The following is a 26113-nucleotide window of genomic DNA, read 5'->3' on the forward strand; positions in this document are numbered from 1 at the left end:
TTCTTTTTTCACTCTATCGAATGAAATTTATAACTTAAGAAATACTAATTATATACGAGTGAAAGGGGATGCGATATGACAGAACGTGATCGTTATACAAATGAAGAGAAAGAGGCTGAGCCGAAAGAAACCGGAAAAGAAGCTTCAATAGTGGAAAAAATTCAGCAGCTTGGACAAACGAATGTACCGCAAATGAATGAATCACGTATTCATTGTTTAACAATTGTTGGACAGGTGGAAGGTCATGTTCAGTTGCCACCGCAAAATAAAACAACAAAATATGAGCATATTATTCCGCAAATTGTTGCGATTGAACAAAATCCGAAAATTGAAGGCTTGCTTTTAGTGTTAAATACAGTTGGAGGTGACGTTGAAGCTGGGCTAGCAATTTCTGAGATGGTCGCTTCACTTTCAAAACCGACAGTATCTTTAGTTTTAGGTGGAGGGCATTCTATCGGTGTGCCGATTGCCGTTTCTACTGACTATTCATTTATTGCGGAAACTGCGACGATGACAATTCATCCGATTCGTCTAACAGGTCTTGTTATAGGGGTGCCGCAAACATTTGAGTATTTAGATAAAATGCAAGAAAGAGTCATTCGATTTGTGACGAAGCATTCGAAAGTAACGGAAGATCGTTTTAAAGAGCTTATGTTTGCGAAAGGAAATTTGACGCGAGATATTGGTACGAATGTAATTGGTGGAGATGCAGTGAAGTATGGTCTTATAGATGATGTCGGTGGTATCGGAAATGCAATCCGAAAATTAAACGAATTAATAGATAATCGCGCGGATGATCATGCAGAAGGGACAATGTTACAATGATTTTATATACAATTATGCCAGAGCAACTCGTGTATCCAGCCGATTATTCGCAATGTGAAAGTCAAAAAGTCGTAAATATAAATGGTGTTGAATTAATGGTTTCAGAAGAAGAACATGGGAGTTATTCTATTGTACGTGTGTTAAGTACCGATCCGCTTCACTACTTAGAGTTTGAGCCGGGACAGAAAATAACCTTTTAGCAAAAAGAAGGATTTTGTTTAGAAGCTATGGTATAATATAAAAAACAAGACGGTTGAGCAGCCATGAGAGGGCTGCTTTCTTCTGTTTATTTAACATTTTACAAGAAGTGTAAAAATAGAAGATATAAAGACCTGAAAAAATAGATAAAACAAACATATAAGCAGAGTTTTTTAGGGATTTTTACTTATATGTAGATCACGAGGTGAAGAAATGGCAAAACAAAAGCAAAGAGGGACGAAGGCAAAGGCAAGACGTACGATAAAGCCAACTTTGTATTATGAAATCGTCGGTTTAACTCTTTTTGCACTTTCAATCATTACGATTTTACAGCTAGGCGTTGTAGGAAAATCGTTTGTGTTATTTTTTCGCTTCTTCTTTGGTGAGTGGTACATAATTGGTGTGTTAGGTGTAATAGCTTTATCCGTTTCATTCGTTATAAAACGTGGATGGCCGAACCTTTTAAATAAACGGTTAATCGGTTTTTATTTAATAGTATTGGCGATATTAATGTTTAGTCATATTACATTATTTAACCTTCTTACGAAAGATGGAGCAGTGCAAAATACTTCTGTTATTGTAAGTACGAAAGATAATTTCTTTCTTGAAATGAAAAAAGGGCCAGATAGCGTTCATTTAGGTGGTGGCATGTTTGGTGCACTTATGTTCGCCACTTGTTACTTCTTATTTGACGAAGTTGGAGCTTATATTATTGGTATTATTTTAGTTATTCTCGGTATACTTTGTATAACAAATAAGCATATTGGAGAAGTGTTAGCTCCAGTTGGTAGAATTCTTAGAAGTCAATTTCAAGTGATGCAAGGGGACTATAAAGATTGGAGAGCCAAAAGAACGGCTGAACAAACAGAAAAGAAAAAAACAACAAGAAGCACAAGGAGCAAACGTGCTGCAGAACATGAAGAAATTATTGAGCCGATGGAAGAAATCTCAATTGATCCTCCGATTATTTCGAATTTCACTGAGAATTATCCTGTAAATGAAGAAGAGGATAAACGAATTGAAGTAGAGGAAGAAGAGTTAATCACTTCACCGTTTATTGAAGAGGCTCCACCAGTTGAAGAGCCGAAGAAAAAGCGTGGAGAAAAAATCGTTGAATCGCTAGAGGGGGAAACACAAGCACCTCCTATGCAATTTTCAAATGTAGAAAATAAAGATTACAAGCTTCCTGCGCTTGATATATTGAAATTTCCAAAGAATAAGCAAGTTACAAATGAAAATGCGGAAATTTATGAGAATGCTCGTAAATTAGAACGTACTTTCCAAAGTTTTGGAGTGAAAGCGAAAGTAACAAAAGTACATAGAGGTCCTGCAGTTACAAAATATGAAGTGTATCCTGATATGGGAGTAAAGGTAAGCAAAATCGTCGGTTTAAGTGATGATTTAGCACTTGCGTTAGCGGCGAAAGACATTCGTATTGAAGCGCCTATTCCCGGGAAATCAGCTGTAGGAATTGAAGTTCCGAACTCAGAAGTCTCCATGGTAACGCTTAGAGAAGTTCTTGATTCTAAAGCTAACAATCATCCGGAAGAGAAGTTGTTAATAGGGCTTGGACGAGATATTACAGGTGAAGCTGTATTAGCCCGCTTAAATAAAATGCCCCATTTGCTAGTGGCAGGTGCGACAGGTAGCGGGAAAAGTGTATGTATTAACGGTATTATTGTTAGTATTTTAATGCGTGCAAAACCACATGAAGTAAAATTAATGATGATTGATCCGAAAATGGTAGAGTTAAATGTATATAACGGTGTGCCTCATTTGTTAACACCAGTTGTAACGGATCCGAAAAAGGCATCGCAAGCATTGAAAAAAGTTGTAAGTGAAATGGAGCGCCGTTATGAGTTATTTGCTCATAGTGGCACGCGAAATATTGAAGGATATAATGATTATATAAAAGAGCATAATAATCAATCAGAAGCGAAACAACCGGAATTACCTTATATTGTCGTAATTGTGGACGAGTTAGCAGATTTAATGATGGTTGCTTCGTCGGATGTAGAGGATGCGATTATGCGTCTAGCGCAAATGGCTCGTGCTGCCGGTATTCATTTAATTATTGCAACGCAACGTCCGTCAGTTGATGTCATTACGGGAGTTATTAAAGCGAATATTCCATCACGTATTGCATTCGCTGTCTCTTCTCAAACAGATTCTCGTACAATTCTTGACGGCGGTGGTGCAGAGAAACTGCTAGGTCGTGGAGATATGCTATTTATACCAATTGGTGCATCGAAGCCTGTACGTGTACAAGGTGCGTTTTTATCAGATGATGAAGTTGAGAGAGTTGTAGAATATGTTATTGGTCAGCAAAAAGCGCAATATCAAGAAGATATGATCCCGCAAGATGTTCCTGATACGAAGCAGGAAGTAGAAGATGAATTATATGATGAAGCAGTTCAGCTCGTAGTGGAAATGCAAACAGCCTCTGTTTCTATGTTGCAACGTAGGTTTAGAGTTGGTTATACGCGTGCTGCCCGTTTAATTGATGCAATGGAAATGAATGGTGTAGTAGGTCCTTATGAAGGTAGTAAACCACGAGAAGTGCTCATTAATGATGTACAAGAAAAAAGTTCATAAAAAAAGCCTAATTGTTTTTACAATTAGGCTTTTTTATATGCTGGTTTTGTTATATACTATATCCAGCGATAAAGAAAGGGCTTACATTTAAGGTGGTTCTTTAGAATACGAATACTTTGGTGTGGTTTTTTGTGAATGTTCGATATTTCATGTAGAAAAATGTTAAATTTTGTTGACAAGTATGGGAGCAAGTGGTAAGATTACTTCGAAAAGAATCACTGCCTCATATAATCTTGGAGATAAGGTCCATAAGTTTCTACCTGGCAACCATGAATTGCTAGACTATGAGGGGAAAAGTGTGTAACAAAGGATGTAAGAGATCTTTGTGCCGAACTTTTTCTCGCTATGAGGAATGTTTATGGTGCAAAGTTTTTTTTATGCAGTAAAGAGTGAAAATTTTTTAAAAAAAATTATTAATATTTATTCGACAATTATGCTTATTTTTAGTATTTAGCAATTTTTATTATGTTGTAAGTTGAAAAAAGAGAAAAGAAGTCTTACATCAGAGGTCGAATAATTGAAATGCGGGGGAGTCTTATGTCAGTAAAATCCGATAGTCGTCACCTATATTTACGGGTGATTGATCACATCAAAGAAAAGATTAAAGATGAGGCTTACAAAGAAAGACAAAAGTTGCCATCAGAGTTTGATTTAGCGAAAGAACTTGGCGTAAGTAGAGCGACTTTAAGGGAAGCGCTGCGTATTTTAGAAGAAGAAAATGTTGTCATTCGTAGACATGGTGTAGGAACATTTGTAAATGCAAAACCGCTATTTTCTTCTGGGATTGAACAACTTTCTAGTATTACAGATATGATTTCTAGTGTGGGGAAAACACCAGGAACTATCTTTTTATCATCATCTACAACAAGTTTAACAGAAGAAGAAAAAGAGAAGTTTAATAGTGAAGATGGTTTTAATGCAGTGATGATTGAGCGTGTGCGTACAGCAGATGGGGAACCTGTTGTATATTGTATCGATAAACTTGCAAAAGAAATCTTGCCAGATTTATCGGGATACAACGAAGAATCATTGCTTACAGTGATACATAACAATACGCACAAACGTATCACATACGCAGTTGCTCATATTGAGCCAATTGGCTATCATCCGAAAATCTCACCGATTTTGGAATGTGAACCGGAAACGGCACTGCTAGTATTAAAACAAATGCACTATGATCAAAATGATGAGCCAATCTTATATTCTATCAATTACTTTAGAGCTGATAAGTTTAGCTTCCACGTACTAAGAAAACGTATGTAGGTAAGTTCCTTTTTAGGGAGGTGACAGCAAGAAGTTAGGGACAGCAGCGTATAAAAAATAGACAAATCATTTCAGGAGGGGTTTCTAGTATGAAGAAAAAAACAGGTCTTTTATTATCATTAACATTAGCAGCAAGTGCGGTGTTAGGTGCATGTGGTAACTCGGATAAAGCGAGTAGCGACAAAAAAGAGTTTAAAGTTGGTATGGTTACGGATGTTGGGGGCGTTGATGACAAATCATTTAACCAATCAGCTTGGGAAGGTTTAACGAAATTCGGTAAAGACAATAATTTAAAGAAAAATGAAGGATATCGTTATCTTCAATCAAGTAAAGATGCTGATTATATCCCGAACTTAACGAAGTTTGCGAAAGATCATTATAACACAACATTTGGTATTGGTTACTTAATGGAAAAATCAATTGCAAAGGTAGCTGAACAATATCCAAAAGAGCAATTTGCGATTGTAGATACAGTTGTAGAGAAGCCAAACGTAACAAGTATTACATTTAAAGACCATGAAGGTTCATTCCTAGTTGGTGCTGTAGCAGCGATGACGACAAAATCAAATAAAGTTGGGTTTGTTGGTGGTGTAAAAAGCCCATTAATTACAAAATTTGAATCAGGCTTTAAAGCTGGTGCAAAAGCAGTAAATCCAAATATCGAAATCGTATCACAATATGCTGATGCATTTGATAAACCAGAAAAAGGCTCTGTATTAGCTTCAGCAATGTACGGTGGTGGAGTTGACGTAATTTATCATGCTTCAGGTGCAACTGGTAACGGTGTATTCACAGAAGCGAAAAACCGTAAGAAAAAAGGTGAAAACGTTTGGGTAATCGGTGTTGACCGTGACCAAAATCAAGAAGGTATGCCTGAAAACGTAACTTTAACATCAATGGTAAAACGTGTTGATATTGCAGTAGCAAAAGTAGCACAAGAAGCGAAAGACGGTAAATTAAAAGGCGGTAAAGTAGAAGAATTCGGATTAAAAGATGACGGTGTTGGTATTGCGAAAACTACTGACAATGTGAAAAAAGTAAATCCAGAAATCTTAACAAAAGTAGAAGAGCTTGAGAAGAAAATCACTGACGGTGAAATTAAAGTCCCTGCAACTGATGAAGAATATAAAACATATGAAGCTTCTCTAAAGAAATAATAATAGAGAAATAGCAAAGGTTAGTTCGTAGAACTAACCTTTGCATATATAAAAATACTTTTAATAGAGTGTAATTAGGGAGTGTTCCCTGCTAAAAGGAGGAACAAAATGGAATACGTAATTGAGATGAACAATATTACAAAAGTATTCCCAGGCATTGTAGCGAATGACGATATTACGCTGCAAGTAAAACAGGGAGAAATACATGCTTTACTTGGAGAAAATGGTGCAGGGAAATCCACATTGATGAATGTACTATTTGGTTTGTACCAACCAGAACAAGGTGAAATTAAAATTAAAGGAAAACCTGTAAAAATTACAAATCCGAATATAGCAAATGACCTTGGTATTGGGATGGTCCATCAGCATTTTATGCTTGTTCATAATTTTACAGTTACAGAGAATATTATTCTTGGAAATGAGCCGAAGGAAAACGGGAAAATTGCTGTTGAAGAAGCGGCAAAAGAAATTAAGCAATTATCTGAACAGTATGGTTTGGCTGTTGATCCACATGCGAAAATTGAAGATATTTCTGTTGGGATGCAGCAAAGGGTTGAAATATTAAAGACTCTTTATCGTGGTGCTGAGATTTTAATATTTGATGAGCCAACCGCGGTGTTAACTCCTCAAGAAATTCATGAGTTGATTCAAATTATGAAAAAGCTTGTGCAAGAGGGGAAATCTATTATCCTTATTACACATAAGTTGAAAGAAATTATGGAAGTTTGCGATCGTTGTACAATTATTCGTAAAGGTAAGGGGATTGGTACTGTTGATGTAGCGGAAACGGATGAGCATAAACTTGCAGAGTTAATGGTCGGACGTCAAGTGAATTTTAAAACAGAAAAAATAGAAGCTAAACCAATGGAAGAAGTACTATCTATTGCAAACCTAATTGTTCATGATACGCGCAAGTTACCTGCTGTAAAAGGCCTTGACTTAACTGTTCGTGCAGGAGAAATCGTTGGGATTGCAGGGATTGATGGAAATGGTCAAAGTGAATTAATAGAGGCGATTACTGGTTTACGAAAAGTTGAGTCAGGTTCTATTGCAATTAAAGGAAAAGAAATAACGAATTGGCCTGTTCGAAGAATAACAGAAGAGGGGATTGGTCATATTCCTGAAGACCGTCATAAACACGGGCTTGTTCTCGATTTTTCTGTTCGGGACAATATTGTTTTACAAACATACTATAAAAATCCATTTTCAAAGAAAGGGATTTTAAATTTTAGTAAAATTACAGAAAAAGCGAAAGCACTTATTGAACAGTTTGATGTACGTACACCTAGTGAACAAACGTTAGCACGCGCTCTATCTGGTGGAAACCAACAAAAGGCAATTATTGCACGTGAGGTAGATCGTAATCCAGATTTACTAATTGCAGCACAGCCGACACGTGGTTTAGATGTAGGTGCGATTGAATTTATTCATAAAAAATTAATTGAGCAGAGAGATAATGGTAAGGCAGTATTGCTTTTATCTTTAGAACTGGATGAAATTTTAAATGTAAGCGATCGAGTGGCTGTTATATATGAAGGGAAAATTGTAGCAATTGTGGATGCGAAAGAAACAAATGAACAACAGCTTGGATTATTAATGGCCGGCGGGACAGGGAAAGAGAAGGTGAACACAAATGGCTAAAAAATTTTTAACAGAACGAACAATTAATATTTTAGTACCTGTGTTATCCGTAGTTTTCGGTTTACTTGTTGGTGCCATTGTAATGTTAGTTAGTGGATATGATCCAATTGTTGGATATGCCGCGCTTTGGGAAGGGATGGTTGGCAATCCACAAGCTATCGGTGAGACGTTGCGTACGATGATTCCGCTTGTATTAGCTGGTCTTTCAGTAGCATTTGCATTTCGTACAGGTCTTTTCAATATTGGGGTGGAAGGACAGTTATTAGTTGGGTGGCTCGCTGCTGTTTGGTTTGGATATGCAGTGTCGTTACCAGCAATTTTGCATATTCCGTTATCTATTTTAGTGGCGGCAATTGTCGGCGGTTTATGGGGCTTTATACCTGGATATTTAAAAGGGAAACTTAAAGTAAATGAAGTAATTGTTACAATTATGATGAACTACATTGCACTTTATGTTACGTATGATCTTATTAAACGTTTTATCCACGAAGGTAATGAAAAATCTTATGACGTACAAGCAAGTGCTTCGTTAGCTTCTGATTGGTTATCTTCATTGACAGATGGATCTCGTTTACACTGGGGAATTGTTGTGGCTATTATCATTGCGATTGTAATGTGGTTCTTATTAGATAGAACAACGTTAGGGTATGAATTAAAATCGGTTGGTTTTAACCAAAATGCCTCTCAATACGCAGGAATGAAAGTATCGCGTAATGTTGTATTATCAATGACAATTGCTGGTGCTTTTGCAGGAATTGGTGGAGCTATGGAAGGATTAGGGACATTCCAAAGTATGACAGCAATGTCTTCGTTTACTGGTATTGGATTTGATGGGATTGCGGTAGCACTTTTAGGCGGAAATAATCCATTTGGTATACTATTAGCAGCTTTACTGTTTGGTGGTTTGAAAAGTGCAGCACCACAAATGAATTTCGAAGCAGATGTACCTTCGGAGTTAATTAACGTTATTATTGCATGTATTATTTTCTTTGTAGCGTGCAGTTATGTTTTACGCTGGGCACTTACACGCATGAGCAAGGAGGGGAAATAAATGAGCTTTTTAGATATTTTAGCCATTCTTGTGACGGGTACGTTATATACGGCAGCGCCACTTATTTTTACGGCGTTAGGTGGAGTGTTCAGTGAACGTTCTGGAGTTGTAAATATAGCGTTAGAAGGTTTAATGTTATTTGGTGCATTTATTGGTATTGTTACAACGTTATTAATGGGTGATACGTGGGGATCGATGACTCCTTGGATTGCATTATTATTTGCAGCAATTGGTAGTGGATTGTTTGCACTTCTTCACGCAGTAGCATCCATTACATTCCGTGCAGATCAAGTAGTGAGCGGAGTAGCAATTAACTTCTTAGCACTTGGTTTAACAGTATTTGCGATTAAGAAAATCTTTGGCAAAGGACAAACTGATTTCATTCAATACCGCATTGAAAAAATCGATGTTCCGGGTCTTTCGGATATTCCGGTAATCGGAAAAATCTTTTTCTCTAATGTACCGTTAACATCATATATTGCTATTATTTTAGCGTTTGTCGTTTGGTATATCATTTATAAAACGCCGTTCGGTCTTCGTCTTCGTGCGGTTGGTGAGCATCCAATGGCAGCGGATACGATGGGGATTAACGTATATAAAATGCGTTATATTGCAGTTGCTATATCTGGAATGTTTGCAGGAGTTGGTGGAGCGGTCTTCGCTATGTCGATTTCTGGTAACTTCTCAGGTGCTACAATTACTGGACAAGGTTTCTTGGCGTTAGCAGCAATGATTTTCGGTAAATGGAATCCACTCGGTGCTCTTGGAGCGGCTCTGTTCTTCGGATTTGCTCAATCATTAGGAATAACAGGCGGTACAATTCCAGTACTAAAAGAAATTCCAAGTGTATTCTTAACGATATTGCCGTATGTATTCACAATATTAGCGCTTGTTGGTTTTGTAGGTCGTTCTGAAGCTCCAAAAGCATTAGGAACTCCTTATGAAAAAGGAAAACGATAAGTATAAAAAAAGCTCGCACATTAGTGCGGGCTTTTTTACATAGACTATATTTAATACGGAATTTTACTATGTTCCTTACATATTACAGTTTTTAGAAAGGGCCTAATGTAAGTATAGTGAGGAAGAAAAGTTGATTTTTCATTTCTAAAAACTGTATATTGAAGAGGAATATTCCTATATACGTAAAGGAGGGCTATAAATGAAACTGATGGAACAACAGTTACATGAGTTAGGTGGTTTACGAGTACATATTATTCCAACTGATAAATATAAAACAAATACATTTGTATTTCGTTTGAAAGCACCTTTAAATGAGGAGACGGTGACAGAACGTGCCCTATTGCCATACGTATTGCAAAGTGCGACAGAAAAGCTTCCTTCTGTAATTCGTCTTCGTCAATATTTAGAAGAATTATACGGATCTTCTTTGGCAGTAGATGTAAGTAAAAAAGGAGAAGATCATATCATCTCTATTTATGTAGACATTGCAAATGAAGTATATTTACATGATGCACCACCGTTATTTGAAAAAGCGCTTTCTATGTTATCGGATATCGTTTTACATCCAGCGAAAGAGGGGAATGGTTTTCTGCCTTCTATTGTAGAAAGTGAAAAGAGAGCGCTCTTACAACGAATTGAAGCGACGTATGATGATAAAATGCGTTATGCAAACGAGCGTTTAATTGAAGAAATGTGCAAAGTAGAACCGTATCGTTTAAGCGCAAATGGGAAAAAAGAGAGTGTTTCTTCTATTACAAATGAAAGTTTGTATCAATATTATCAAAAAGTGTTAGCGGAAGATGAAATGGACCTATACATTATTGGTGATATTTCAGAAAACGCAGTTGATCTTGTAAGTAAGTATTTTTCTATTTCAGCACGTCCTGTGAGGGAAAGAAATGTACTTCTTCATAAGAGAAATAATAAAGAAAAAGAAGTTGTGGAAAAACAAGAATTAAAACAAAGTAAATTACACATCGGATATCGTACATTTATTACGTATAAAGACGAAGATTATTTTGCGCTGCAATTGTTTAATGGATTGTTTGGAGGATTTTCTCATTCGAAGTTATTCGTTAATGTTCGTGAAAAAAATAGTTTAGCGTACTATGCAGCATCTCGCTTTGAAAGTCATAAAGGTTTATTATTTGTCATGTCAGGAATCGAAGCGAAAAATTATGAAAAAGCGGTTGAGATTATTAAAGAGCAAATGCTTGCAATGCAAAATGGTGATTTTTCTGAAGAAGAGATGCATCAAACGAAAAGTGTTATTCGAAATCAAATATTAGAAGCAATTGATACACCGCGTGGATTTGTGGAAATGCTGTATCATGGTATTATTTCAGATCGTACGCGTCCGGTTGAAGAATGGCTTACAGGTATTGAAAGTGTGACGAAAGAAGAGATTGTGAAAGTTGCTAAAAATATTGAATTAGATACAATTTACTTTTTACACGGAACGGAGGGAGAATAAATGGAGAAAATTGTTTATGAGCAATTAAAAGAGACACTCTATTATGAAAAACTTCCTAATGGATTAGATGTATATATTTTACCGAAGCAAGGATTTAATAAAACATTTGCAACGTTTACGACAAAATATGGTTCTGTGGATAATACATTCGTACCACTAGGTAAAGAAGAAATGATTCGTGTGCCGGATGGGATTGCTCATTTTCTTGAGCATAAACTATTTGAAAAAGAAGATCATGATGCGTTCCAATTGTTTAGTAAACAAGGGGCATCGGCAAATGCTTTCACATCTTTCACAAGAACAGCTTACCTTTTTTCGTGTACATCAAATGTAGAACAAAATTTAAATACATTGTTAAATTTCGTACAAGAGCCTTACTTCTCTGAAAAAACAGTTGAAAAAGAGAAGGGTATTATTGGGCAAGAAATTCAAATGTATCAAGATAATCCAGATTGGCGCTTATACTTTGGATTAATTGATAGCTTGTTTGTAAAGCACCCGATTAAAATTGATATTGCAGGTACAATCGAGTCTATTAGTAAAATTACGAAAGACCTACTATATGAATGTTATGAAACATTTTATCATCCAAGTAATATGTTGATGTTTGTTGTAGGTGCAATTGATCCAGAGAAAACGATGGATTTGATACGTGAAAATCAAGCAAAAAAAGATTACAAAAACCAACCAGAAATAGTACGTTCATTTGAAGAAGAACCAGATGCGGTAAATGAAAAGAAGAAAATTATTTCAATGCCTGTACAAACTCCGAAATGTTTAGTTGGTATTAAAGCGACAAACTTAAAAGAAAAAGGGGAAGCCCTTTTAAAACAAGAAATTGCGCTTACGTTACTTCTAGATTATTTATTTGGAAAAAGCTCCGTTCATTACGAATCTTTATATAACGAAGGACTCATTGATGATTCGTTCTCATATGATTATACGGAAGAGAATAACTTCGCTTTTGCAATGGTTGGCGGCGATACGAAGCAACCTGATGAGCTGGAAGAGCGTTTGAAAGGTATTTTATTAAATACAAATTATGATCAATTAGATGAGGCGGCATTAGAACGAGTAAAGAAAAAGAAAATAGGCGGCTTTTTACGTTCCTTGAATTCACTGGAATATATTGCAAATCAATTTACACGATATGCGTTTAATGAGTCGAGTCTGTTTGATGCATTGACTGTATTAGAAAGTTTAACTGTTCAAGATTTACAAGAAGTAGCCAAATTACTATTATCAGAAGAAAAAATGAGTGTTTGCCAGGTTTTACCGAAAAAATAAAAGATTTTATAATAATACCTTCATCTTATCATTGATAAATTGTAAGATGAGGGTATTATTTATTTGTAGAAAAAAGATTTTGTTGAGATAAGAGAGGAATTGTATGAAAAAGTATGCATTAGTAACTGGAGGGAGCGGAGGGATTGGCTCTGCTATTTCGAAACAATTAATTCAAGATGGATATACAGTATATGTTCATTATAATAACAGTGAAGAGAAAGTGAATGAGTTGCAGAAAGAATGGGGTGAAGTAATTCCTGTTCAAGCAAATTTAGCTTCTACTGATGGAGCAGAGCAATTGTGGAAACAAATTGAACATCCTCTTGATGTTATCGTATATGCAGCTGGGAAGAGTATTTTTGGACTCGTAACAGATGTAACGAACGATGAATTGAATGATATGGTAGAACTTCAAGTGAAGAGTATCTATAAATTATTATCGATGGCATTGCCATCTATGATTCAACGCAGAAGCGGTAATATTGTACTTGTTTCGTCTATATGGGGACAAATTGGCGCGTCATGTGAAGTTCTTTACTCGATGGTAAAAGGTGCGCAAAATTCATATGTGAAAGCTTTAGCAAAAGAGGTTTCATTAAGTGGAATAAGAGTGAACGCGGTGGCGCCAGGTGCAATTGAAACGGAAATGTTAAACGTATTTTCAGAAGAGGATAAGAATGAAATTGCGGAAGAGATTCCGTTAGGACGATTAGGATTACCGGAAGAAGTAGCAAAAACTGTGTCATTTCTCGTATCACCAGGTGCATCTTATATAACTGGACAAATTATTGGAGTAAATGGCGGGTGGCATTGCTAAAAATTTCTTACATAAAAAATGAAAAACTGTACAAATTAAGCATGATTCTATTACTAAGTAGTGAGGTGCTTACACATGTCAGTTTTAGATAACTTTGATCAATGGAAGAGCTTTTTAGGAGAACGTTTAGAACAAGCGCAAGGAAAAGGTCTTGATGGTGGTGCTGTATCAGATATGGCATTTCGTGTTGGTGATTATTTAGCAAATGAAGTAGAAGCACGCAACGATCAAGAGAAATTATTAGCTGAACTTTGGAAAGTTGCTGACGAACAAGAGCAACATACAATCGCAAACTTAATGGTAAAGTTTGTACAACATAAGTAAAAAATAGAGAGGGGATTCTCCTCTCTATTTTTTTTGTATAATAATTGAAAGGGATAGATTATACATTTAGCTTCCCTATTAAGGTGAAATCATATAATATAGTACGTAGGTGTAAAGTAAGCAAGGGGAGTGATCTTGGATGATTGAATGGTATTTTGAATATGAAATACATAAAAACCGACCTGGCTTGCTTGGTGACGTTTCTTCGTTAATCGGTATGCTCGGCATTAATATTGTCACAATTAATGGTGTAGATAATGCAAGGCGTGGATTACTCCTTATGTGTGATAATCAAGAGCAAATCTCTAGACTAGAATCAATTTTAAATACGATGGATAACATAACGGTAACGAAATATCGTCCGCCAAAGCTAAGAGATAAGCTAGCGGTTAGACATGGTAGGTACATACAACGAGATGCAGATGATAAGAAGACATTTCGGTTTGTGCGTGATGAATTAGGGTTACTTGTAGACTTTATGGCTGAAATAATGAAAAAAGAAGGCCATAAGCTAATTGGTATACGAGGAATGCCTCGTGTTGGAAAAACAGAATCCATTGTTGCCGCAAGTGTTTGTGCAAATAAAAGATGGTTATTTGTATCGTCTACTCTTATTAAGCAAACTGTTCGTAGTCAATTGATTGAAGATGAGTATAGCGACGACAATATTTTCATCTTAGATGGAATCGTGTCAACAAAGCGTGCTAACGAAAGGCATTGGCAGCTTGTTCGTGAAATTATGAGATTGCCTGCAACGAAAGTTGTGGAACATCCTGACGTATTTGTGAGTCAGTCAGAATACACATTGGATGATTTTGATTATATTATCGAGTTGCGTAACGATTATGATGAAGAAATTCAATATAATTTAGTAGATGAAATTGAGCAAGGTACGCAAAATAATTTCTCTATGTTTGACTTTTAAAGAAATATTGAGGTGTTAGTAGTGACAGAATTAGGACAAAAGCTGAAAGAAGCAAGAGGAACGAAAGGCTTGTCTATTGATCAGCTGCATGAGATTACAAAAATTCAAAAACGCCATTTAGTAGCAATTGAGGAAGGCAATTATGATGTATTGCCAGGAGCTTTTTATGCGCGTGCATTCATTAAACAATACGCAGATGCGGTTGGATTAAATGGAGAGGAACTGCTTGTAGAATATCAGAGTACGATACCACAATCTGAAAAACGCGACGTTCCACAAGTGTCAACCGGACAAAAAACACAAGAAACAATGCAGAAATCTTCATCATGGCCAATTGCAGATCATATGCCGAAAATCTTAGTTGCGCTGCTAGTAATCGCAGTTGGAGTGGTAATTTGGTTTATTTTCCAAGCGTTAACTGGAAAAGGTGATGAGAAGGTTCCGAATGCTCAAAGTGAGAAAATTGAAGTTAAAAAAGCGGAAAACTCTCCGTTAGATACGAAGAAAGATGAAGTGAAAGCGGAAGAGCCGAAAAAAGAGGAACCAAAAAAAGAAGAATCGAAAAAAGAAGAGCCAAAGAAAGAAGAACAACCAGCGCAACCAACAGGACAACAAGAAATCAAAGTAGTTGGGACAACTGGTAAGGAGTCCACTTTGGAAATTCATAACAATAAAACGTTAGAATTAGAAATTACAACAAAAGGTGCAAGTTATGTAGGTATTAAAAATGAGGCAGGAAATGATATCTTTAGTGGAACAATAGAGGAAGGTCAAACTCAAAAATATGATTTATCAACAGCGAAAGTGGTAAACCTTAATATAGGAAGTGCACCGAATGTTGAATTTAAATTAAATGGCCAAGTGGTTACATTCCCGTTGAATCCAGAAGAGAATTATCATCAAAAATTCTTGATTAAAAATCTAGGGATAGAGCAACCTGCACAATAACAGTCATCGCTTCGATGACTTTTTTCAATGAACAAATGTTTTTGATATGATGGAGGAATAGCTGTGAATTTACCAAATAAAATTACAATATCTAGAATCTGCTTAATTCCAATTTTTATGGTAATTATGTTAACGCCCTTTGATTGGGGTTCATACACAATTGGTGATGTTGATTTACCAATTCAACATTTAATAGGAGCGCTTATCTTTATTGTTGCTTCGGCTACAGATTGGATTGATGGACATTACGCAAGAAAGTATAATCTTGTAACGAATTTAGGGAAGTTCCTTGACCCGTTAGCTGATAAATTACTTGTTTCAGCGGCACTTATCACGTTAGTTGAGATGCAATACGTACCTGCTTGGATCGTTATTGTCATTATAAGCCGTGAGTTTGCGGTCACTGGTTTACGTCTTGTACTTGCTGGAACAGGGGAAGTAGTTGCGGCAAATCAGCTAGGGAAAATTAAGACGTGGACACAAATCATCGCGATTGCGGCATATTTATTACACGATGTACCTTTAAATTTAATCCATATTCCAGTTGCTGATATCTTTATATGGATTGCATTAATTTTTACTGTTATTTCAGGATGGGATTATTTCTGGAAAAATAGAGCTGCTTTTGTAAACTCAAAATAGAAGTTTATGGGGGAATTGGGATGAACGCTGAAATTATTGCGGTTGGAACAGAATTATTACTTGGACAAATTGCAAATACGAACGCCCAGTTTTTGTCTGAAAAGTTAGCTTCAATTGGAATTAACGTGTACTACCATACTGTAGTTGGTGATAATAACAAGCGACTGCAGCAGGCGATTGAAGTTGCAGAAGAACGTGCGGATATGCTCATTTTCACAGGTGGATTAGGACCGACAAAAGATGATTTAACGAAGGAAACAATAGCGTCTAGCTTAGCGGAAGAGCTTGTATATGATGAAAAGGCATTAGCATCAATAAGCGATTACTTTAAGCGAACAGGTCGAGAGTTCACGGAGAATAATAAAAAGCAGGCGCTCGTTTTGGATGGAGCGACTGTATTTGCAAATGATCATGGTATGGCACCTGGTATGGGATTAAATAAGAACGGAAAAGTTTATATTTTATTACCAGGACCACCGAAAGAAATGAAGCCGATGTATGTAAGTTATGTGGAGCCTTTTTTACGTAACTTTACAACAGGAGAAAACATTTATTCTCGCGTGCTTCGCTTTTTCGGAATTGGGGAATCTCAATTAGAGGTGAAAGTTCAAGATTTAATTGATGGACAAACGAATCCGACAATCGCCCCGCTTGCCAATGATGGAGAAGTGACATTACGTTTAACGGCTAAACATCAAAATGCTCATGAAGCGGAGAAACTCATTCAGCATGTGGAAGATTTGATTTTAGAAAGAGTTGGAGAATTTTTCTACGGGTATGACCAAGAGTTTCTACATTATAAGGCGATAGAGTTATTGAAGAAAAAAGGATTAACTTTAGCGTGTGCGGAAAGTTTAACAGGTGGTCTCTTTGGTAATCAAGTAACAGAAAACGCTGGTGTGTCTTCCGTATTTAAAGGCGGTGTCATTTGTTACCATAATGATGTGAAACAACATGTATTACATGTACCTGAGGAAGTCTTGTCTACTGACGGTGCAGTTAGTAAAGAATGTGCTCGTTATCTTGCTGAAAATGTTAGAGAATTATTAAAAGCGGATATCGGAATTAGTTTCACTGGGGTAGCAGGACCAGATGCTTCAGAACATAAAGAGCCGGGAACTGTATTTGTTGGATTGGCGATTAAAGATGAACCAACTGTAGTCTTTCCTCTAAATTTAAGCGGAAGTCGTCAACAAATTAGGGAACGCTCAGCAAAATATGGATTTTATCATTTGTATAAAAAGCTAGAAGAGATATAAGTCTCTTTTAGCTTTTTTTAATGGTTAAATGTGGTTATATTTAATGAAAAATAAAAAAATCGAATAAATGTTCGATTTTTGTTGGCAAATTGAATTGAAAATAGGTATAATAAGATTAGCAATTCAGTTAAGGAGGAATTTTGAATGAGTGATCGTCAAGCGGCATTAGATATGGCGTTAAAACAAATAGAGAAGCAATTCGGTAAAGGTTCAATTATGAAATTAGGAGAACAAGCGGAGCGTAGAGTTTCTACAGTTTCTAGTGGTTCTTTAGCACTTGATGTGGCATTAGGGGTAGGCGGATACCCACGTGGCCGTATTATCGAGATTTATGGACCTGAGAGTTCAGGTAAAACAACAGTTTCATTACATGCAATTGCAGAGGTGCAGCGTCAAGGTGGACAAGCAGCATTCATCGATGCGGAGCATGCAATGGATCCTGTATATGCACAAAAATTAGGTGTTAATATCGATGAATTACTATTATCACAACCTGATACAGGGGAGCAAGGTTTAGAAATCGCAGAAGCACTTGTACGAAGTGGTGCGGTTGATATTATCGTAATTGACTCTGTAGCAGCTCTTGTACCAAAAGCTGAGATTGAAGGAGACATGGGTGACTCACACGTAGGTTTACAAGCTCGTCTAATGTCTCAAGCACTTCGTAAACTTTCAGGTGCAATCAATAAATCAAAAACAATCGCAATCTTTATTAACCAAATTCGTGAAAAAGTTGGGGTTATGTTCGGAAACCCAGAAACAACTCCAGGTGGTCGTGCGTTAAAATTCTATTCAACTGTTCGTCTTGAAGTACGTCGTGCGGAGCAATTAAAACAAGGTAACGACATTGTTGGTAATAAAACAAAAGTAAAAGTAGTTAAAAATAAAGTGGCACCACCATTCCGTGTTGCGGAAGTTGATATTATGTACGGAGAAGGTATTTCAAGAGAAGGTGAAATCTTAGATATGGCTTCTGAACTTGATATCGTTCAAAAGAGCGGTGCTTGGTACTCTTATAATGAAGAACGCTTAGGGCAAGGTCGTGAAAATTCGAAGCAGTTCTTAAAAGAAAATACGGATTTAAGAGAAGAAATTGCCTTCTTTATTCGTGAGCATCACGGAATTAGCGAAGATTCAGGTGCTGAAGATATGGAAGATCCAAGTCTTCTTGATTAAAGTGGGATAAAAGACACGGCTTCGTGTCTTTTATTTTTGTATCATTATGAAAGCGTTGTATATCGTTGGAGATAAAATATTTAATCCATCTAAAACAGTATGTGTACAGAGGGATATATGCGTGTTTTACATGAATAAACTGGAATTTACTAAGGTTTTCCAGGATAATATACTCTCTGCTTTTTAAATTCCTATATAAATTAGAGCTGAAGGTAAAGAAAGTAAAAGTAGACAACGCTTGACAATGAAAATTGCGATAGATACAATGAGAATGTATATTTTTTCTTATATACGAAACACTCTTCTCAAGAAGAGAAGTAATATTCGGAGTAAGACTTAAATCTTGCCGAAATAATAATATGACATTTTAATTGTGAAATGAAGAAAGTCCCTTAAAAAAGCGGGACGACGGTCTTTGCTGTATGTTGGTATTCAATGTACATGCCGACAGTCTTTTTTCATTCATAGCAAGGGGAGGTGAAATCATGAGTAGTACAGTTTGGATACTCATCTCCATTTTGCTTGCAACAGTCGGTGCAGTTGTTGGCTTTTTTGTTCGAAAGTCTATTGCTGAAGCGAAGATTAATGGTGCAGCCAATGAAGCGAAACGTATTCTAGACGAAGCGAATCGTGAGGCTGAAGCACTTAAGAAAGAAGCGCTTTTAGAAGCAAAGGATGAAATTCATACACTTCGTACAGAAGCTGAATTAGAAATTCGTGACCGTAGAAGCGAATTACAAAAACAAGAAAATCGTTTAATGCAAAAAGAAGAGAACCTTGATCGTAAAGACGAAACGCTCGATAAACGCGAGCAACAGTTAGAAAAGAAAGAGGCTTCTCTTGTAGCGAGACAACAACAGATTGAAGAGTTGGAAAGCAAAGTGGGAGAGTTAGTTCAAAAGCAACAAACAGAATTAGAGCGCATTTCCAATCTGACACGCGAACAAGCGAAAGCAATTATTCTTGGTAAAGTAGAAAGTGAAGTTTCTCATGAAATTGCCGTAATGGTAAAAGAAAGTGAAGTTCGTGCGAAAGAAGAAGCGGATAAGAAAGCGAAAGAGATTTTATCTCTTGCAATGCAGAGATGTGCAGCTGATCATGTTGCTGAAACAACCGTTTCGGTTGTAAATCTTCCAAATGACGAAATGAAGGGACGTATTATCGGACGTGAAGGTCGAAATATTCGTACGTTAGAAACGTTAACAGGTATTGACCTAATTATCGATGATACACCAGAAGCGGTTATCCTTTCTGGATTCGACCCAATTCGTCGTGAAACAGCTCGTATCGCTCTTGATAAACTAGTACAGGACGGACGTATTCACCCAGCGCGTATTGAAGAGATGGTCGAAAAATCAAGACGTGAAGTGGACGAGTATATTCGTGAAGTCGGAGAGCAAACAACGTTTGAAGTGGGTGTTCACGGTTTACATCCAGATTTAATTAAGATTTTAGGTCGCTTAAAATACCGTACAAGTTACGGGCAAAACGTCTTAAAACACTCTATGGAAGTTGCATATTTAACTGGACTTATGGCAGCAGAGCTTGGTGAGGATGAAAAACTAGCAAGACGTGCTGGTCTATTACATGATATCGGTAAAGCGATTGACCATGAAGTAGAAGGTAGCCACGTTGAAATTGGTGTTGAACTCGCAACGAAATATAAAGAGCATCCTGTAGTTATAAACAGTATTGCATCTCACCATGGGGACACAGAACCAACTTCTATCATTGCAGTTTTAGTTGCAGCAGCAGATGCATTATCAGCTGCAAGACCTGGAGCTCGTAGTGAAACACTTGAGAACTATATTCGTCGTCTCGAAAAGTTAGAAGAGATTTCAGAGTCTTATGAAGGCGTAGAAAAATCTTTCGCAATTCAAGCAGGACGAGAAGTTCGTATTCTGGTAAAACCAGATACAATTGATGATTTAGAAGCTCATCGTTTAGCTCGTGATATTCGAAAACGTATTGAAAATGAACTGGATTACCCAGGGCATATTAAAGTAACTGTTATTCGTGAAACACGTGCAGTGGAATACGCAAAATAAAGTGGTGAAACACCACTTTATTTTTTTGTGTTGGAATTGGTTAAAATAAAGGAAATTAGTTATACCTAGCATACAAGTGAAACAAACTTATAATAAATATATTGTAAGATAATTACTTGAAGCTATAGTAATAAAAAATGTAGTACATAGGAAGGGTAAGACATATGAGAATATTATTTGTTGGGGATGTAGTAGGATCTCCTGGTAGAGGTATGATTCAACAATACGTACCGGCATTAAAGAAGAAATATACACCTACAGTAACCATTATTAATGGGGAAAATGCAGCAGGTGGACGTGGAATTACGGAAAAAATATACCGAAACTTTTTAGAATGCGGAGCACAAGCGGTTACACTTGGAAATCACGCTTGGGATAACCGTGAAGTATTTGAATTTATTGATGATGCAAAATATCTTGCAAGACCAGCTAACTTCCCAGAAGGCACTCCAGGAAAAGGGCTTATTTTTGTGAACTGTAATGGAACAGAAGTTGCAGTTATTAACTTACAAGGACGTACGTTCCTTCCTCCAATTGATTGTCCATTCCGTAAAGTGGATGAATTAATTAACATTGCGAAAAAACGTACGAATATTATTTTTGTTGATTTCCATGCGGAAACTACAAGCGAAAAACAAGCGTTAGGTTGGTATGTAGATGGTCGTGCTACAGCGGTAGTAGGTACACATACGCATGTTCCTACAGCAGATAATCGCATTTTACCAAGCGGAACGGCATATATCACAGATGTTGGTATGACAGGGCCGTACGATGGAATTTTAGGTATGGACCGAGAAGCAGTATTGAAGAAGTTTTTAACAAACTTACCAGTACGATTTGAAGTGACAAATGGTAGAACACAATTAAGTGCAGTGCTAATTGATGTGGACCCTAATACGGGAAAAGCTAAGAAAATTGAGCGTATCTTAATTAATGATGATCAGCCATTTTTTGAGTAATTCCTATTAAAATTTAGATAAATTATTATTTTTTAATTTTTTAGAAAAATTACAGAAATTTAGCAGGAATACGTGTCATTCCTCGTGAATATAAGTTAAAGTGAAATAATTGCTAATACTTTTTATAGAAACGAGGAGGAAACGCGGAATGGAAATATTAAAAGTTAAAGCAACGTCGGTCCCTAATTCTGTAGCTGGTGCACTTGCAGGTGTTATTCGCGAACGCGGAACAGCAGAAATTCAAGCCATTGGTGCAGGTGCATTGAACCAAGCGGTAAAGGCAGTAGCAATTGCAAGAGGATTTGTAGCGCCTAGTGGTTTGGACCTGATTTGTATCCCAGCGTTTACGGATATCATGATTGATGGGGAAGAACGTACAGCAATAAAATTAATTGTAGAACCTCGTTAAGTTTAAACAACCTGTTTGCAGTATGCAAACAGGTTGTTTTTATAATGGAGGAATGAAAATGAAAATTTTTGATGCTCATTGTGATGTGCTTCTTCAGTTATGGAGTGCACAAGGGAAAAAGGATTTTAAACATGATTCGCAATTACATATTACATTTGAACAGTTAAAGAACAGAAAAGGAAGTATACAATGTTTTGCTATATATGTGCCAGAAACAGTGGCATATGAAAACCGATTTGAAGTAGCATTGCAAATGGTAGATATTTTTTATAATGAAATTTTATCCTTACCAGGTGTGAAGTTTATTCAGACAAAAGATGATATGAACATGTTAAAACAGGACGAGATTGGAGCGATATTAACATTAGAAGGATGCGAAGCAATTGGAAAAGATGCAATGAAATTACGGTTGTTGTATCGCCTAGGAGTACGTTCTTTTGGACTAACATGGAATTATGCCAATCTATTAGCTGATGGTGCGCTAGAGACACGTGGGGCAGGTTTAACGACTTCTGGTAAACATGTTGTACAAGAACTGAATGCGTTACATGTATGGACTGATGTGTCTCATTTGAATGAAAGAAGTTTTTGGGATGTGATTGAAATTGCAAAAAATCCTATTGCTTCCCACTCAAATTGTATGAAACTTTGTCAGCACCCACGTAATTTAAACGATGAACAACTTAAAGCTCTTATAAAGCGAAATGGCATGATCGGTGTCACTTTTGTACCGCAGTTTCTAACAAATGAAAAACAAGCGAATGTAGCAGATATAGTAAGACATATCGAATATATTTGTTCATTAGGTGGAGAGAACAATATAGGGTTTGGTTCGGATTTTGATGGGATAGTAGAAACAGTTGTAAATGTATCAGCGTATCGAGATTATGAAAATGTAATGAACGAGCTTTGTAAACACTATGCTGCATCTACTGTAGAGCGATTTTTATATGATAATTTTGTTGAACATATAAGCTTTTAAAATTTTTGTTTTAAAAATCCAGAAAAATTAGAATTAATTCATTTGATATTATTGCTTTTTTTAAGACCTAATACTAGAATGAAAAACAAAATAGCTTTATACTAAAGATTCAGGGAAATCAGAAGAGGCATAATTTGCGTCCATTGTAGTTTATTTGCATAAAAAATGCTAAACTATTACTGTAAAAAAATACACTACAATGAATGCAGCCAAAAGGGGTGTAGGAGATGATTAGTCAACTTTCATGGAAAGTTGGAGGCCAACAAGGTGAAGGAATTGAAAGTACAGGAGAAATCTTCTGTATTGCATTAAACCGATTAGGATATTACCTATACGGTTACCGCCACTTCTCATCACGTATAAAAGGCGGCCATACAAATAATAAAATTCGTGTAAGTACAACAGAAGTACGCGCGATCTCAGATGATTTAGATATTTTAATTGCTTTTGATCAAGAAACAATTGAGTTTAACTTCCACGAACTACGTCCGGGCGGGATTGTAGTTGCAGATGCGAAATTTAATCCGACAATACCTGACAATACAGATGTAAATCTATATGTGATACCGTTTACAGATATTGCTTCAGAATTAGGCACATCATTAATGAAAAACATGGTTGCTGTTGGAGCATCAAGTGCGGTATTAGGATTAGATGAAACAGCTTATTTAGATGTTGTTGAAGAGATCTTTGGTCGTAAAGGAGAGCAAGTCGTTCAAAAGAACATGGAAGCAATTAAGCGCGGCTCTCAATATATGAAAGAGTTACTAGGTGAGAAAGTAAACATGATGCAGCTTGAAAAAGCTGATGGTCAGAAGCGCATGTTTATGATTGGGAACGATGCGATCGCATTTGGTGCAGTAGCTGGTGGTGCTCGCTTTATGTCTGCATATCCAATTACACCTGCATCTGAAATTATGGAATACTTAATTAAAAAATTGCCAAAAGTCGGCGGAACAGTAATCCAAACTGAGGATGAAATTGCAGCTTGTACAATGGCAATCGGTGCAAACTATGCTGGTGTTCGTACATTAACTGCATCTGCTGGTCCAGGTCTATCTTTAATGATGGAAGCGATTGGTTTAGCAGGCATTACAGAAACGCCATTAGTAATTGTTGATACACAACGTGGTGGTCCAAGTACAGGATTACCAACGAAACAAGAGCAGTCTGATTTAATGGCAATGATTTACGGTACGCACGGTGAAATTCCAAAAATCGTAATGGCGCCAAGTACAGTGGAAGAAGCTTTCTATGATATTGTAGAAGCGTTTAACTTATCTGAAGAATATCAAGTACCTGTTATTTTCTTAACAGATTTACAGCTTTCTTTAGGGAAACAGACAGTAGAACCACTTAAGTTAGATAAAGTGGAAATTCGTCGTGGTAAGCTTGATTTAGAAGCGGAATTACCAGAACGTGAAAATAAAGCATACTTCAAGCGTTATGAAGTAACAGAAGATGGCGTTTCACCACGTGTTTTACCTGGTATGAAAAATGGTGTTCACCATGTTACAGGTGTAGAACATGATGAAACTGGTAAACCATCTGAATCAGCATTAAACCGTAAAGATCAAATGGACAAACGTTTCCGTAAAATGGAGAACTTGAAGTTTAATACCCCTGTTTATAAAAATGTTAAGCATGAAGAAGCAGACGTATTGCTTGTTGGATTTAACTCAACTCGTGGTGCGATCGAAGAAGCAATGGAGCGCTTAGAACAAGAGGGTATGAAAGTAAACCATGCTCATGTGCGTTTAATTCACCCGTTCCCAACAGCTGAAATCGATCCACTTGTGAAAAATGCGAAGCGTGTTGTAGTGGTAGAAAACAATGCAACAGGTCAACTTGCTAACATTATGAAAATGAATCTTGGTAACGGTGAGAAAATTTCTAGTCTTTTAAAATATGATGGGAACCCATTCTTGCCGAAAGAGATTTACAACGAATGCAAAAAAGGGGTTGTATTAAATGGCAACATTTAAGGACTTTCGTAACAGTGTAAAACCAAACTGGTGCCCAGGTTGCGGAGACTTCTCGGTGCAAGCTGCAATTCAACGTGCGGCAGCTAACGTTGGCTTAAATCCAGATGAACTTGCTGTTATTTCTGGTATCGGCTGTTCAGGTCGTATTTCAGGTTATATTAATTCATATGGTGTGCATAGTATTCATGGTCGTGCCCTTCCAATTGCACAAGGTGTAAAAATGGCAAACCGTGATTTAACAGTTATCGCATCAGGTGGTGACGGTGATGGATTTGCGATTGGTATGGGACATACGATCCATTCTATTCGTCGTAACATTGACATTACGTACATCGTAATGGATAACCAAATTTATGGATTAACAAAAGGGCAAACTTCACCACGTAGTGAAGCTGGATTTAAAACGAAAAGTACACCACAAGGTTCAATTGAACCGTCACTAAATGTTATGGAAATGGCTTTAACAGCTGGTGCAACATTTGTGGCACAAAGCTTTTCAAGTGATTTAAAAGAATTAACACAAATTATTGAAGCTGGTATTAACCATAAAGGATTTTCATTAATTAACGTATTCAGCCCATGTGTTACTTACAATAAAGTAAATACTTACGATTGGTTTAAAGAGAATTTAACAAAACTAAGTACAGTAGAGGGATATGATTCGTCTAATCGCATGATGGCTATGCAAACATTAATGGAAAACAACGGATTAGTAACAGGGTTAATTTATCAAAATACAGCGCAACCTTCATACCAAGAACTAGTAAAAGGCTATAGTGAGAAGCCTTTAGTGCAATCTGATTTAAACATGGATCAGAAAATGTTTGATGAACTTGTTGCTGAATTTATGTAATATAAGAAGAGGAGGTTGCCATTTGGCAACCTTTTTTTATGAGTGAAAATATAAGGTAGTCTTATTTACTTAGAAAATTCAGAATGGTAAAATAATATATGAATCGTTGTATGAAAATTGCATGTTCATTAACTAGGAAATGTAATAATAGGATAAGCCTTCTTCTTTGTAAAAATTGGCGAAACACTTCATACTATGGTAATGTGTATAGGGATAAAGCAATATGCTTTTGAGTAGGACAAAAGAAATACAAAAAGGGAATGTCTATTTGTGTGGGGAAGACTTCATTCTTATAGATGATTAGATTGATTACTCAAGTTTCAAAGGACAAGTAT

The 26113-nt window shown here is 36.6% G+C and carries 23 protein-coding genes and 1 riboswitch; all 23 genes read left to right on the forward strand.

From position 1 onward, the window contains the following. The first annotated feature begins 75 nt into the window (after positions 1-75). The 23 genes from tepA to PDQ33_RS00835 all read left to right on the forward strand — a co-directional run bounded on the left by tepA (position 76) and on the right by PDQ33_RS00835 (position 25778). Positions 76-825, forward strand: a complete 750-nt coding sequence (tepA, locus tag PDQ33_RS00725) for a translocation-enhancing protein TepA (RefSeq protein WP_000139815.1) — start codon at positions 76-78, stop codon at positions 823-825. Next, the gene (locus PDQ33_RS00730) at positions 822-1025 is read left to right on the forward strand and encodes a YlzJ-like family protein (RefSeq protein WP_000605025.1); all 204 of its coding nucleotides are present in this window, start codon (positions 822-824) and stop codon (positions 1023-1025) included. Before tepA ends, PDQ33_RS00730 begins: the two co-directional genes overlap by 4 nt. Positions 1026-1236: 211 nt before the next feature. Then, the gene (locus tag PDQ33_RS00735) at positions 1237-3618 is read left to right on the forward strand and encodes a DNA translocase FtsK (protein WP_001118775.1); all 2382 of its coding nucleotides are present in this window, start codon (positions 1237-1239) and stop codon (positions 3616-3618) included. 203 nt (positions 3619-3821) lie between these two features. Continuing rightward, a riboswitch (purine riboswitch) is annotated at positions 3822-3923 on the forward strand. A gap of 232 nt (positions 3924-4155) precedes the next feature. After that, positions 4156-4881 carry a GntR family transcriptional regulator gene (locus tag PDQ33_RS00740; RefSeq protein ID WP_270754389.1) on the forward strand — a complete coding sequence of 242 codons (726 nt, stop codon included), beginning with the start codon at positions 4156-4158 and terminating at the stop codon, positions 4879-4881. 89 nt (positions 4882-4970) lie between these two features. Then, the gene (locus PDQ33_RS00745; protein WP_000730594.1) at positions 4971-6038 is read left to right on the forward strand and encodes a BMP family lipoprotein; all 1068 of its coding nucleotides are present in this window, start codon (positions 4971-4973) and stop codon (positions 6036-6038) included. 108 nt (positions 6039-6146) lie between these two features. Then, complete coding sequence (locus tag PDQ33_RS00750) at positions 6147-7679, forward strand: ABC transporter ATP-binding protein (RefSeq protein WP_270754388.1); 1533 nt, start codon at positions 6147-6149, stop codon at positions 7677-7679. Beyond that, positions 7672-8730 (forward strand): ABC transporter permease, encoded by a 1059-nt coding sequence (locus tag PDQ33_RS00755; protein ID WP_001074499.1) that lies wholly within the window; start codon positions 7672-7674, stop codon positions 8728-8730. Before PDQ33_RS00750 ends, PDQ33_RS00755 begins: the two co-directional genes overlap by 8 nt. Then, positions 8731-9690 carry an ABC transporter permease gene (locus PDQ33_RS00760; protein WP_000008842.1) on the forward strand — a complete coding sequence of 320 codons (960 nt, stop codon included), beginning with the start codon at positions 8731-8733 and terminating at the stop codon, positions 9688-9690. It begins immediately after the preceding gene. Positions 9691-9889: 199 nt separating this feature from the next. Continuing rightward, the gene (yfmF, locus tag PDQ33_RS00765) at positions 9890-11164 is read left to right on the forward strand and encodes an EF-P 5-aminopentanol modification-associated protein YfmF (protein WP_270392313.1); all 1275 of its coding nucleotides are present in this window, start codon (positions 9890-9892) and stop codon (positions 11162-11164) included. Beyond that, the gene (gene yfmH, locus PDQ33_RS00770) at positions 11165-12451 is read left to right on the forward strand and encodes an EF-P 5-aminopentanol modification-associated protein YfmH (RefSeq protein WP_270754387.1); all 1287 of its coding nucleotides are present in this window, start codon (positions 11165-11167) and stop codon (positions 12449-12451) included. A 103-nt stretch (positions 12452-12554) separates the two neighbouring features. Further along, positions 12555-13268 (forward strand): elongation factor P 5-aminopentanone reductase, encoded by a 714-nt coding sequence (gene ymfI, locus PDQ33_RS00775; protein WP_000759622.1) that lies wholly within the window; start codon positions 12555-12557, stop codon positions 13266-13268. 75 nt (positions 13269-13343) lie between these two features. After that, on the forward strand, positions 13344-13592 hold the full coding sequence (locus tag PDQ33_RS00780) for a DUF3243 domain-containing protein (protein ID WP_000114454.1): 249 nt from the start codon (positions 13344-13346) through the stop codon (positions 13590-13592). 139 nt (positions 13593-13731) lie between these two features. After that, positions 13732-14517, forward strand: coding sequence for a DUF3388 domain-containing protein (locus PDQ33_RS00785; protein ID WP_000574107.1), 786 nt, complete (start codon positions 13732-13734; stop codon positions 14515-14517). A gap of 21 nt (positions 14518-14538) precedes the next feature. Continuing rightward, positions 14539-15465, forward strand: a complete 927-nt coding sequence (locus PDQ33_RS00790; RefSeq protein WP_000137486.1) for a helix-turn-helix domain-containing protein — start codon at positions 14539-14541, stop codon at positions 15463-15465. 63 nt (positions 15466-15528) lie between these two features. Beyond that, complete coding sequence (gene pgsA / locus PDQ33_RS00795; protein WP_061131607.1) at positions 15529-16107, forward strand: CDP-diacylglycerol--glycerol-3-phosphate 3-phosphatidyltransferase; 579 nt, start codon at positions 15529-15531, stop codon at positions 16105-16107. 20 nt (positions 16108-16127) lie between these two features. Further along, positions 16128-17366, forward strand: a complete 1239-nt coding sequence (cinA, locus tag PDQ33_RS00800; protein WP_061131608.1) for a competence/damage-inducible protein CinA — start codon at positions 16128-16130, stop codon at positions 17364-17366. 144 nt (positions 17367-17510) lie between these two features. Then, entirely contained in the window at positions 17511-18542 is a 1032-nt protein-coding gene (recA, locus tag PDQ33_RS00805) for a recombinase RecA (protein WP_001283859.1), read from the forward strand. 485 nt (positions 18543-19027) lie between these two features. Continuing rightward, on the forward strand, positions 19028-20590 hold the full coding sequence (rny, locus tag PDQ33_RS00810; RefSeq protein WP_270754381.1) for a ribonuclease Y: 1563 nt from the start codon (positions 19028-19030) through the stop codon (positions 20588-20590). A gap of 164 nt (positions 20591-20754) precedes the next feature. Next, entirely contained in the window at positions 20755-21549 is a 795-nt protein-coding gene (locus tag PDQ33_RS00815) for a TIGR00282 family metallophosphoesterase (RefSeq protein WP_001221095.1), read from the forward strand. A 148-nt stretch (positions 21550-21697) separates the two neighbouring features. After that, entirely contained in the window at positions 21698-21958 is a 261-nt protein-coding gene (spoVS, locus tag PDQ33_RS00820; RefSeq protein WP_000404341.1) for a stage V sporulation protein SpoVS, read from the forward strand. A gap of 58 nt (positions 21959-22016) precedes the next feature. Further along, a complete protein-coding gene (locus PDQ33_RS00825) occupies positions 22017-22940 on the forward strand; it encodes a dipeptidase (protein ID WP_000688035.1) in 924 nt (307 codons plus the stop codon). 227 nt (positions 22941-23167) lie between these two features. Beyond that, the gene (locus PDQ33_RS00830; protein ID WP_270394073.1) at positions 23168-24925 is read left to right on the forward strand and encodes a 2-oxoacid:acceptor oxidoreductase subunit alpha; all 1758 of its coding nucleotides are present in this window, start codon (positions 23168-23170) and stop codon (positions 24923-24925) included. Then, positions 24912-25778, forward strand: a complete 867-nt coding sequence (locus tag PDQ33_RS00835; RefSeq protein WP_000190157.1) for a 2-oxoacid:ferredoxin oxidoreductase subunit beta — start codon at positions 24912-24914, stop codon at positions 25776-25778. The genes PDQ33_RS00830 and PDQ33_RS00835 overlap by 14 nt, the downstream gene beginning before the upstream one ends. Positions 25779-26113 lie beyond the last annotated feature (335 nt).

Origin of the sequence: Bacillus cereus group sp. Bc031 (assembly GCF_027716265.1) — a bacterium.
GTDB classification, from domain to species: Bacteria; Bacillota; Bacilli; order Bacillales; family Bacillaceae_G; genus Bacillus_A; species Bacillus_A paranthracis.